Origin of the sequence: Cryobacterium sp. MDB1-18-1 (assembly GCF_004402735.1) — a bacterium.
In the GTDB taxonomy this organism is placed as follows: Bacteria; Actinomycetota; Actinomycetes; order Actinomycetales; family Microbacteriaceae; genus Cryobacterium; species Cryobacterium glucosi.
The window spans coordinates 292,950-304,404 of the sequence record NZ_SOFR01000044.1; the positions used below are offsets into that span (position 1 = coordinate 292,950).

Annotated in this window: 9 protein-coding genes, 1 tRNA gene and 1 other RNA gene; 4 read left to right on the plus strand and 7 right to left on the minus strand. The window is 67.3% G+C overall.

Annotated features, from left to right (window positions below; all coding sequences use genetic code 11):
• The first annotated feature begins 38 nt into the window (after positions 1 to 38).
• Positions 39 to 1,028: a LacI family DNA-binding transcriptional regulator gene (locus tag E3O50_RS11005; RefSeq protein ID WP_134450071.1), complete on the plus strand. Its 990-nt coding sequence runs from the start codon at positions 39 to 41 to the stop codon at positions 1,026 to 1,028.
• 151 nt (positions 1,029 to 1,179) lie between these two features.
• On the opposite strand, the gene E3O50_RS11010 is transcribed toward E3O50_RS11005, so the two are convergent.
• The 4 genes from E3O50_RS11010 to ffs form a co-directional block, all read right to left on the minus strand.
• On the minus strand, positions 1,180 to 2,367 hold the full coding sequence (locus E3O50_RS11010; protein ID WP_134449849.1) for an acetate kinase: 1,188 nt from the start codon (positions 2,365 to 2,367) through the stop codon (positions 1,180 to 1,182).
• Positions 2,364 to 4,589: a phosphate acetyltransferase gene (gene pta, locus E3O50_RS11015; RefSeq protein WP_134449848.1), complete on the minus strand. Its 2,226-nt coding sequence runs from the start codon at positions 4,587 to 4,589 to the stop codon at positions 2,364 to 2,366. Before pta ends, E3O50_RS11010 begins: the two co-directional genes overlap by 4 nt.
• A gap of 2 nt (positions 4,590 to 4,591) precedes the next feature.
• Entirely contained in the window at positions 4,592 to 7,060 is a 2,469-nt protein-coding gene (locus E3O50_RS11020; protein ID WP_134558025.1) for a phosphoketolase family protein, read from the minus strand.
• Positions 7,061 to 7,250: 190 nt separating this feature from the next.
• An RNA gene (ffs, locus tag E3O50_RS11025) (signal recognition particle sRNA small type) lies at positions 7,251 to 7,347 on the minus strand.
• A 120-nt stretch (positions 7,348 to 7,467) separates the two neighbouring features.
• On the opposite strand from ffs, the gene E3O50_RS11030 reads away from it, so the two are divergent.
• Positions 7,468 to 7,555, plus strand: a tRNA-Ser gene (locus tag E3O50_RS11030).
• 31 nt (positions 7,556 to 7,586) lie between these two features.
• Here the strand turns inward: E3O50_RS11030 and E3O50_RS11035 are convergent.
• From E3O50_RS11035 to E3O50_RS11045, 3 genes are read right to left on the minus strand one after another with little or no spacing between them, the layout of a single operon-like run.
• A complete protein-coding gene (locus E3O50_RS11035) occupies positions 7,587 to 7,838 on the minus strand; it encodes a ferrous iron transport protein A (RefSeq protein WP_134446880.1) in 252 nt (83 codons plus the stop codon).
• Positions 7,839 to 7,875: 37 nt separating this feature from the next.
• Entirely contained in the window at positions 7,876 to 8,574 is a 699-nt protein-coding gene (locus E3O50_RS11040) for a TrkA family potassium uptake protein (RefSeq protein WP_134558026.1), read from the minus strand.
• Positions 8,567 to 9,934 (minus strand): potassium transporter TrkG, encoded by a 1,368-nt coding sequence (locus tag E3O50_RS11045; RefSeq protein ID WP_241975171.1) that lies wholly within the window; start codon positions 9,932 to 9,934, stop codon positions 8,567 to 8,569. The genes E3O50_RS11040 and E3O50_RS11045 overlap by 8 nt, the downstream gene beginning before the upstream one ends.
• A gap of 104 nt (positions 9,935 to 10,038) precedes the next feature.
• Between E3O50_RS11045 and E3O50_RS11050 the strand changes: the two genes are divergently transcribed.
• Positions 10,039 to 10,680 (plus strand): hypothetical protein, encoded by a 642-nt coding sequence (locus E3O50_RS11050; RefSeq protein WP_134558027.1) that lies wholly within the window; start codon positions 10,039 to 10,041, stop codon positions 10,678 to 10,680.
• A gap of 279 nt (positions 10,681 to 10,959) precedes the next feature.
• Positions 10,960 to 11,436: a hypothetical protein gene (locus E3O50_RS11055; protein ID WP_134558028.1), complete on the plus strand. Its 477-nt coding sequence runs from the start codon at positions 10,960 to 10,962 to the stop codon at positions 11,434 to 11,436.
• Positions 11,437 to 11,455: the final 19 nt, after the last annotated feature.

The window sequence follows — 11,455 nt, forward strand, 5'->3', positions numbered from 1 at the left end:
AGAGTCCCCTGACCCGCGGTGTGCAGCGCCTGCCGTCGATGGCGGATGTCGCGGCCCTGGCCGGCGTCTCGTCCCAGACCGTTTCCCGAGTGGTGAACGCCCGCAGCAATGTCGACTCCGACACCCGGGACCGCGTGCTCGCGGCCATGGATGAGATCGGCTACCGCCCGAACAGCGCCGCCCGCGCCCTCAAGTCGGGCCGGTTCAGCACCATCGGCGTGATCATGTTCACCCTGTCGAGCTTCGGCAACATGCGCACGCTCGACGCGGTGGCGATGGCGGCCGCGGAGGCCGGGTACTCGATCACCCTCATCCCGGTGACGAGACCCACCCAGGGTGCGGTCACCGGCGCCGTGACCCGGCTGGCCGAGCAGGCCGTCGACGGCATCGTGATCATCATGGAAGCCCACATGCTCGACCGGATCGACGTGACCGTGCCGACCGGGCTTCCCGTCGTCATCGTCGACTCCGACGCCGGTTCCCGGTACACGGTCGTCGACACCGACCAGACCGAGGGCGCCCGCCTGGCCACCCAGCACCTGCTCGACCTCGGTCACCGCACGGTCTGGCACATCGCCGGCCCGGAGTCCTCCTTCTCGGCCGGTCGCCGCACGGCGTCGTGGCGCAACACCCTGAAGGCGGCCGGTGCCCCGGTGCCCCCCGTGCTCGAAGGGGACTGGAGTGCGCAGAGCGGCTACGTGCACGGGGTGACCCTCGCCGCCGACCCGCTCGTCACGGCCATCTTCGCGTCCAACGACCAGATGGCCCTCGGTGTGATGCGCGCGATGCATGAGGCCGGCCGGGCCCTGCCCGCCGACGTGAGCGTCGTCGGCTTCGACGACATGCGCGAGTCCGGTGAATTCTGGCCCCCACTGACGACGGTGCACCAGGACTTCGCCCAGGTCGGCCGGCTCTGCATCGAGAAGCTCCTGCGGCAGATCGATTCCCCCGGTGCGTCCGTTCCTGGCACCACGATCGTGCCCACGCACCTCGTGGTGCGCGGAAGCACAGCCCCCAGAACCGCCTGAGGTATCCGCCACGCCCCGTTCGCGAGAGTGCACTTTTGGCCCTTAAACCGCCGTTTTAAGGGCCAAAAGTGCACTCTCGCGAGCAGTAGCGGGGTGCGTTAACGCACGCGACGGCCGCCCCCGAAGGGAGCGGCCGTCGACTTCGGTGCTGCTAGATGACGGCGAGGGTCTGGCGAGCGATCTCCAGCTCCTCGTTCGTCGGGATGACGAGCACGGTGACCTTCGAGTCATCGGTCGAGATGACGCGGGCGACCCGGGAGAACGGGTCGTTCTTCGCCGGGTCGATCTCGATGCCGAGGAATTCGAGTCCGGCGAGGGCGCCGGCCCGGATGATTCCCGAATTCTCGCCGATACCGGCGGTGAAGACGATCACGTCGAGTCCACCGAGCTGGGCGATGTAGTTGCCCACGTAACCGCGGATGCGGTGGTAGTAGACGTCGAGGGCAGCCTGGGCGACCGCGTCCCCGGCTATCGCGGCGTCCTCGACGTCGCGCATGTCACCGTTGCCGGTCAGTCCGAGCATGCCGCTCTTCTTGTTCAGCAGGGTGTCGAGCTCTTCGATCGACATACCGGCCTTGCGGTGCAGGTGGAACAGCACGGCGGGGTCGATGTCGCCGGAGCGGGTACCCATGACGAGTCCCTGCAGCGGGGTGAGGCCCATCGAGGTGTCGATGGACTTTCCACCGTCGACCGCGCACGCCGACGCCCCGTTTCCGAGGTGCAGCACGATGGTCTTGAGCTCGGCGAGCGGGCGGCCGAGGAACTCCGCAGCGGCTTCGGACACGAACTTGTGCGAGCTGCCGTGTGCTCCATAACGACGGATGCCGTACTCGGCGGCCAGCGCGGTGTCGATCGCGTAGGTGTACGCCGGTGCCGGCATCGTCTGGTGGAACGACGTGTCGAAGACGGCGACGTGGGGCACGTCCGGGAACTGTGCCCTGGCCGCGTTGATGCCCTGAACGTGTGCCGGGTTGTGCAGCGGCGCGAGGTCGGAGAGCGCGCTGATCTGGGCGAGCACCTCGTCATCGATCACGGTCGGACCCTGGAAGATGCTGCCACCCTGCACGACCCGGTGGCCGACGGCCACAAGGTTCGCCGTGCTGAGCTGCGGGCCGCTGGCGGCGAACGCGGCGAGCATCACGGCGAATCCGGCGGTGTGGTCCGGGATCGGCAGCGTCTGCTCGACGCGGTCGGAACCGGCGGCGGTGTGACGGGCGTGCCCGCTCGCCTCACCGATGCGCTCGACGAGGCCGCTCGCGAGCTCGGTCTCCGTCTGCATGTCGATCAGCTGGTACTTGAACGACGAGGAACCGGAGTTGATGACCAGGACGGCGCTCATGCTGAGACCGTCGCAGTCGCGGCAGCAGCGGCGGCAGCGGAGTCGAGTGACGCCGCCTGGATTGCGGTGATCGCAACGGTGTTGACGATGTCCTGCACAAGTGCTCCTCGGGAAAGGTCGTTGATCGGTTTGCGCAAGCCCTGCAGGACAGGGCCGAGCGCTAGGGCGCCAGCACTGCGCTGGACGGCCTTGTAGGTGTTGTTGCCGGTGTTGAGGTCCGGGAAGATGAAGACGGTGGCCCGGCCGGCCACGGCCGAAGCCGGCATCTTCACAGCGGCGACAGCAGCATCCGCTGCCGCGTCGTACTGGATCGGGCCCTCGATGAGAAGGTCGGGGCGACGCTCGCGGACGAGCGCGGTCGCGGCGCGGACCTTGTCGACGTCCGCCCCCTTGCCCGACTCGCCTGTCGAGTACGACAGCATCGCGATGCGCGGCTCGATGCCGAACTCGACGGCCGTCTCCGAGGCGGAGATGGCGATGTCGGCGAGCTGCTCTGCGGTCGGGTCGGGGTTCACGGCGCAGTCACCGTAGACGAGGACCTTGTCCGCGAGGGCCATCAGGAACACGCTCGACACGACGGACGTGTTCGGGCGGGTCTTGATGATCTCGAAGCTCGGGCGGATCGTGTGCGCCGTGGTGTGCGTCGCACCGGAGACCATGCCGTCGGCCAGTCCCATCTGCACCATCATCGTGCCGAAGTAGGACACGTCGGTGACGACGTCCCTGGCCTGGTCGATGGTGACGCCCTTGTGGGCGCGCAGGCGGGCGTACTCTGTGGCGAACTTGGTGCGGAGCTCCTCGTTGAAGGGGCTGATCACCTGGGCCTTCCCGATGTCGATGCCGAGCCCGATCGCGCGGGAGCGGACCTCGACCTCTTCCCCGAGAATGATGATGTCTGCGACATCGCGGGCCAGCAGGGTCGCGGCGGCGCGCAGCACGCGGTCGTCCTCCCCCTCGGGCATCACGATGCGCTTGCGGTTCTTCCGGGCACGTTCGAGCAGCGTGTACTCGAACATGAGCGGCGTCACGACGTCGGCGCGGCTCACCTTGAGGCGATCGAGCAGAACGGATGCCTCGACGTGGCCTTCGAAGAGGGCGAGCGCGGTGTCGAGCTTGCGCTGCGAATCCGCGGCCATCCGGCCGGGGGTGTGCGTGATGCGCACCGCGGCCTCGTAGGACGCGAGTTCGGTACGGATGATCGGCACCGAAGAAGCGAGCCCCTCGACTAGCTGTTCGATCTCCGTCGGGAGGTCGAAGCCGCCGACGAGGATGATGCCCGCGATCGAGGGGAACGTCGCAGAGGAGTTCGCCATCAGCACGGCGAGGAGCACATCGGGACGGTCGCTCGGGATGAGCACGACGGCCCCGTCGAACAGGCGGGGCAACACGTTCACCATCGACATCGCCGCGACGACGACTCCGAGGGCCTCACGGGACAGGAGCGCGGGGTCCCCCTTGACGAGGGTTCCCTTCACGGCCTTGAGGATGCTCTTCATGCTCGGTGCGACGATGTACGGGTCCTCGGGAAGCGCCCAGACCGGCACGTTCGCGAGTTCGCTTCCGGGGGCGTCGACGACGTCGCGGACGGCGCCGATCACGTCGTCCAGGCGCGTCGGATCTGCCCGGTTGACGATGACGCCGAGCAGCGAGACGTGCTCGTTGCGCAGTTCGGCGATGGTGACATCCGTCAACTGGCGGATGTCGTCCGGCGTGCGCGGGTCGCTCTGGCCGAGCCTGTCATCCTGGTTGAGCGTCTCGCCCTGGCCGGAGCCCACGCGTCCACCGAGAACCAGCAGCACAGGGACGCCCAGGTTGGCGGCGATGCGGAGGTTGAAGGCGAGCTCGGTGGGGCTGCCGACGTCGGTGTAATCGCTTCCGATGACGACGACCGCGTCACACTGGGCCTCGACGGCCTTGTAACGCTGCACGATACGGCCGAGTGCCGCATCGGGGTCGAGGTGGACTTCGTCATAATGTACGCCTACGCATTCGTCGTAGGTGAGCGGGGTGCTCGTTGCAGCGGTCGCACTTGCGGCCTTGCCTGCGGAGAGGTGCTCGAGCAGGAGCTCGAGCACGTAGTCGGGATGGTTGGAAGAACGGGCGACGGGACGGAAAACGCCGACCCGTTCGACCGAACGAAGCAGGGTGTCCAGAACACCCAGCGCGATCGTAGATTTGCCTGTATAACCCTCGGCGGAGGTGATGTAGATACTGTCAGCCACGATTAGACGTTATCCCCACCTGTGGAAAGTCCCACATCGACCGGGGTGGCGCCGATGCCGTTCGCATCCCACACCCACTCGGTGACCGCGGGAATGTCCTCACCGAATGCACGCGTGTAGTCGCGGGCGCGGAGGCGGGCATCCTGCATTTCCTGGCGGAGAACACCGGCGCGCGCGCCGAGTCCGGGGACGCGGTCGATAACGTCCATCACCAGGTGATACCGGTCGAGGTCGTTGAGCATGACCATGTCGAACGGTGTCGTCGTGGTGCCGTTTTCCTTGTACCCGCGGGCGTGCAGGTTCGCGTGTCCGTGGCGCTTGTAGGTCAGGCGGTGGATCAGCCACGGGTACCCGTGGTATGCGAACACGATCGGCTTGTTCGCGGTGAAGTAGGCGTCGAACTCGGCGTCGCTGAGTCCGTGCGGGTGGTCCGCCTCGGACTGCAGGCGCATCAGGTCGACGACGTTGACGACGCGGACCTTGAGGTCGGGCATCGCTTCGCGCAGGATCGCGGCGGCGGCGAGGATCTCGAGGGTCGGGACCTCTCCGGCTGCGGCGAGGACGACATCCGGTTCGGTGCCGGCGATTTCGGTGCCTGCCCAGTCGAAGATGCCGAGGCCGCGGTCGCAGTGTGCGACGGCCTGGTCCATGGTGAGCCAGTTCGGCGCGGGCTGCTTGCCTGCGACGACGACGTTCACGTAGTCGACGCTGCGCAGGCAGTGGTCGTAGATCGAGAGCAGCGTGTTCGCGTCGAAGGGCAGGTAGACGCGCACAACATCCGCGCTCTTGTTCACGACGTGGTCGATGAAGCCCGGGTCCTGGTGGGAGAAGCCGTTGTGGTCCTGGCGCCAGACGTGCGAGGAGAGCAGGTAGTTGAGGCTCGAGATCGAGCGGCGCCACGGGATCTCGCGGGTGACCTTGAGCCACTTCGCGTGCTGATTGAACATCGAGTCGACGATGTGAATGAAGGCCTCGTAGCAGTTGAAGAGGCCATGGCGACCGGTGAGCAGGTAGCCCTCGAGCCAGCCCTGGCACTGGTGCTCGCTGAGCATCTCCATGATGCGGCCGGCGCGTTCGAGGTTGGTGTCGCCCTCGTGGTATTCGGCGTTCCAGGTCTTCTCCGTCGCAGCGAACACGGCGGGGGCGAGACGGTTGGATGCTGTCTCATCCGGCCCGAAGATCCGGAAGTTGTCTGGGTTGTCCCTGATGACATCCGCGAGCCAGGTTCCGAGGACCTTCGTGGCCTCATCCGTCGTGGCTCCAGGGGAGGGAACATCGACGGCATAGTCGTGGAAGTCGGGAAGGCGCAGCTCCTTGCGGAGCAGGCCGCCGTTGGAGACGGGGTTCGCGCTCATCCGCAGCTCACCGTCCGGGGCGAGCCCGGTGATCTTCGCGACCGGCGCACCGGACTCGTCGAACAGTTCTTCGGGACGGTAGGAGGCGAGCCAGCCCTCGAGGAGGCGGGTGTGCGCCTCGGTGTCGCGGGCGTTGCTGAGCGGCACCTGGTGCGAACGCCAGGAGTCGACGACCTTGAGGCCGTCGATCGTGGTCGGGCAGGTCCAGCCCTTGGGGGTGCGCAGGATGATCATGGGCCAGCGCGGACGCTCGGTGTCGCCGGCGAGGGCGCGGGCCTTGATGTCGGCGATCTCGTTGAGCACCTCGTCGAGGGTCTCGGCCATGCGCTGGTGGACGAGGAGCGGGTCTTCCTCGTTGAATCCGCCGGAAACGATGTACGGCTTGTGGCCGTAACCGCGCATCAGGTCGAGGAGTTCCTCCTCGGGGATGCGGGCGAGGATGGTCGGGTTGGCAATCTTGTACCCGTTGAGGTGCAGGATCGGCAGCACGACGCCGTCGACGAGCGGGTCGACGAACTTGTTGGAGTGCCAGCTGGTGGCGAGCGGTCCGGTCTCGGCCTCGCCGTCGCCGACGACGGCCGCGACGAGCAGGTCGGGGTTGTCGAACGCGGCGCCGTAAGCGTGGCTGAGCGCGTAGCCGAGCTCGCCGCCCTCGTGGATCGAACCGGGGGTCTCCGGTGAAGCGTGGCTCGGGATTCCGCCCGGGAAGGAGAACTGGCGGAACAGGGCCTTGACGCCGCGTTCGCTCTGCTCGACACCGGGGTAGATCTCGGTGTACGTGCCGTCGAGGTAGGCGTTGGCGACCATGCCGGGCCCACCGTGGCCGGGGCCGGTGACGTAAAGGGTGCTGATCTTGCGTTCCTGGATCGCGCGGTTCAGGTGGGCATAAATGAAGTTGAGTCCGGGGGTCGTTCCCCAGTGCCCGAGCAGGCGGGGCTTAATGTGGTCGCGGGTCAACGGTTCCCGCAATAACGGATTGTCGAGCAGGTAGATCTGCCCCACCGAAAGATAATTCGCGGCTCGCCACCAGGCGTCTACGCTCGCGAGCGCTTCATCGCTCAGCGGACGTGGCTGCTGGGTGGGCCACAAGAAGGTTTTATCGGACGTGTTGACCATGGGTGCCTCCGGCACTGTCGGGGCGCGATCCGCGCATAGCCCAGTCTATGAGTAGATATGGAATCGTTATCACGGAATTGTGCGCAGTATGCGACGCGCGCGTAGTGACTAGTGCGCGGCATGCCCAGACCTCGGCCCGGGTGGGCGTCAGAGTGCCCTGCGGAATCCGCTTTTCGAGGCCGCGGGGGCATGAAAAAACTCCTCGCGCACCCACCAGAGCCCAGTTACCCTTGCTACGTTTCCGTCCTGGGGGAGTTGGCTGAGATAGCGCCACGCGAGGAGCCGCTCCCAGTTTATGCGCAAAGCCGCACCGAGCCAAAAGCTGGTCCCTGCGCAGCGCGTTCTCAAGTGCCTTCAGAAACAGGTAAGATTCTTCGAGGTTGTTACCTTCGGGAAATGACCGGCCAGGAGAATTCGCCTAGTGGCCTATGGCGCACGCTTGGAAAGCGTGTTGGGTGAGAGCCCTCGGGGGTTCGAATCCCCCATTCTCCGCCAGTAAAGATCAGTCAGCGCCCGTAGAGACTCGTCAGTCGGCGAACGGATGCCGGGGCGCACGCGGCGCCGGCGGCGGCGGCACTTCCTTCGCGGCCACGATCTCGGCAAGCACGATCGTGACGAGACCGCGTTTCGTCTCGACCACGCAGTCGGCCGGACCGCACGCGCGGAGGTAGCCGACGGCATCCGTCACGCCGCCCTCGATGGTGCGGCGCACGACGACGCGGGTCCCGATCGCGGCCTCTGTCACGAAGCGGGCGGCGGCCACTGCTGCACTACTCATAGGGCGAGCCTACGCGGCGCCAACCTCTGCGCCGGCCTTAGCGCAGCCTGCTGAACGCCTCGACCCGCTCGGTCTCCCCCGCGACGAGGATCACATCGCCCGCCTCGAGAACCGTCTCGAGGGTCGTGTAGCTCCAGCCGGCCCCCTCGTGGAAGAACGCGGTCACGGTCACGCCGTGCACCGGACGCACCCGGGACTCGCCGAGTGAGACCCCCACGATCACGCGAGGGGGCGCCATCTTGACGAGGGCGAAGTTCTCGCCGATCTCGAGATAGTCCTGCATCACCCCGCGCACGAGGTGCGCGACCCGCTTGCCCATGTCCTTCTCCGGATAGATCACGTGGGTCACGCCGAGCTGGTCGAGGATCGCGCCGTGCGGTTCGCTCACCGCCTTGGCCCATATGTTGCCGATCCCGAGCTTGAGCAGCAGCGACGCCGTGAGGATGTTCGCCTGGATGTCGCCGCCGATCGCGACGACCGCTGTGCTGAAGTCGGCGACCGCGAGCTGGCGGAGGGTCTCCTCTTTCGTCGAGTCTGCGCGCACGACGTGGGTGAGCAGGCCGTTGTGCGCCTGGACGATATCGGCATCGCCGTCGATCCCGAGCACCTCGGTGCCGCTTTTCATCAGCTCGAGGGCGAGGGAGCTGCCGAACCGGCCGAGGCCGATCACGACAACGGCGTCCTCCTGGGTGAGACGGGAGGACGAGCGACGCCCGAAGAGGGAGAACTTAGCCAATGATCGGCCTTTCTATGGGGAGTTCGAAGGCGCTGGGCCGCTGCCGTAGTGCGAGGGCGGACGCGAAGGCGATCGGGCCGAGCCTGCCGATGAACATGAGCAGCATCAGCACGACCTGCCCGCCGGGAGGAATGGCCGCGGTGATGCCGGTCGAGAGCCCCACGGTAGCAAAGGCAGAGATCACCTCGAAGAGCAGCGCGTCGAGGCTGAAATCGGTCAGGAGCATCAGGATGACGGTGGAGAAGGCGATCACGGCCACGGCGATCAGCACGATCGTGATGGCCTGGCGTTGCACCGAGCGGGCGAGTTGCTTGCCGAACACGGTGACCGTCCCTTCGCCGCGAATCTCCGCGACGAGGACGAAGAACAGGACGGCGAAGGTCGTGATCTTGATGCCGCCCGCGGTTCCGGCGGGGCCGCCGCCGATCAGCATGAGCACGTCGGTGCCGAGCAGGCTCGCCGAGTCCATCTGGCCCCAGTCGATGCTGTTGAAGCCCGCCGTGCGCGCCTGGACCGACTGGAAGAATCCGACCAGGATCTTGTCCGACCAGCCCAACGGCCCGAGGGTCGACGGGTTCGACCACTCGACTGCTGTGAGGTACACGGCGCCTGCAACGAGGAGCACTACGGTGCCCGCGAGCACGAGCCGGGTGTTCATCACCCATTTCCGGGGCAGGCGCGGGTACCGGCGCAGCTGCACGAGCACGGGGAAGCCGAGACCGCCGAGGATGACCGCCGCGGCGAGCGGGAGGCAGACCCACGGGTCGGTCGCGTAGGAGATCATGTTGTCGCTGAACAGGGCGAACCCCGCGTTGTTGAACGAGGACACCGCGTGGAACAGCCCGAGCCAGAGCGCCCTCCCGAGCGGCTCGCCGTAGCCGAAGAGGAACCGCAGGCTCAGCACCACGGCGACGCAGAGCTCGATCAGCACGGATGTCCCCACGACGCCGAGCACCAGACCGCGCACGTCCTCGAGTCCGACGCTCTTGACCTCGGCAGCGGCAGTGATCCGGGAGCGGAGGCTCATCTTCCGCAGCACCGAGAGCCCGACGACGGACGCGAACGTCATGATGCCGAGGCCGCCCACCTGGATCAGGAGCATGATCACGACCTGCCCGAAGGGCGTCCAGTGCGTCGCGGTGTCGACGACGACGAGCCCGGTGACGCAGACCGCGCTCGTCGCGGTGAAGATCGCCTCGAGCAGGCTCGACCCACCGGGACCCACCCGCGCGATCGGCAGCATCAACAGCGCTGTGCCGACGAGGACCGCCAGCGCGAAGGCCGCGACGCCGGCCTGGGCCGGGTGCGCCCGGAATCTCGGTGGCTGCGCGCGGCGGTGCGCGCTGGGAGAGTCTGGCACGAGCCCACTCTACGGATTCCAATCCGCCTCGACGAGGGCTCCGGACTACTTGTGCGGCCCGGGGAATACCCGAGGCCGGACCAGAACTACGAAATGGAGCTCTCATGAACACCATCACGAAGCGTCTCACCGCATTCGGAATCACCGGAGTCGCGGCATCCGCACTCATCGTCTGCGGCTTCGTCGCCCCGGCGCAGGCAGCGGAAACCGGTACGGTCTCCCCCTCGGGCAGTGACGGCAGCAGCCTGGCCAACACGGTCGACTTCGGCCTGCTGAACGACGCGCTGCGCGGCATCGACGCGAACGGGTCCGGCCTGAACGGGTCCGGCGCGAACGGAACCAGCACGGATGCCCTCGGCGGCGGAGTGCTGAACGCCCCGCTGGTTTCCGGCCCGGTCGTCTCGGGCAACTCCGTCGGCAACGGCGCCTCGATCGGCAACGGCACCTCCGTCCCGGTCGCGTCCGGCAACGACGTCCCGGTCGCCTCCGGCAACGACACGGCCGTCACTGCTCCGGTGACCGCCCCGGTCACGGCTCCCTTGACCGCTCCGCTCACCACCGACACGACCGCGCCCGTCACCGCTCCTGTCACCGCTCCGGCCGGCAACGGCACCTCGGCGTCGGTCGATGACATCGGTGCGAGCGTCAGCGACATCGTCGACGGTGCCCTCAGCGGCTCCGGCAGCACCGGCGCCACGAACGGCACCGGCACCGGAATCGACCTCGGCGGCATCCTCGGCCGCTGACCCGGCCCGCACGACCGGCTGCACCGCAGCCTCCACCCGGAACCGGGCGGCACGATCCCCTCGTGCCGCCCGGTTCCGGCGTCTGCCCGCACGCACCCGGGCACCGGGGTGCGGCGTGCTGTCCCCTTTAAGGTGGCTATCCGGCACGCTCTCTCATTCGCGATAATCTGGGTACACCGGCTAGGGGGAACGCTTAAGGTGAAAGTCACTGGGGGACCGCTCATTCGGGCGCACGCTCTGAGACCGCACGGCCGGTTGCTCCGGCAGTCCGGTCTGTCCGTGCTCGCCCTCGTCGCCCCGGTTTCCGCCGTGCTCTACTGGCTCACGATCCCGACAGATTCCTGGCGACCGGTTTTCGTCGGCCAGATCATCCTCGTCGCCATCTGCGTTCTCGCCGCGATCGCGTTCTTCCGCACCGTGATCTGGGTCGACAGGGACGGCGTCTCCGAACGCGGCTTCCTGGGCAGGGTCACGAGCTACGACAAGTCCGTGATCGGGACCATCGTGCTGCTCGACCTCTACGAAAGCGGCGCGCTCGACACGCACCCGCAGCTGTTCATCACGGGACTCGACGGCCGGCTGCTGCTGCGGATGCGCGGCCAGTTCTATTCGCGCGGGGCGATGGAGATGATCGTCGAACAGCTCGACGCGCCGATCGTGCGGGTCGCCGAACCGATGACGCTGCAGGACCTCAACCGGTCCCGGCCCGAGCTGCTCTACTGGTTCGAGCGCCGCTACACCTCCCACACAAGCTGAGCGGATGCCGGGCGGCGGC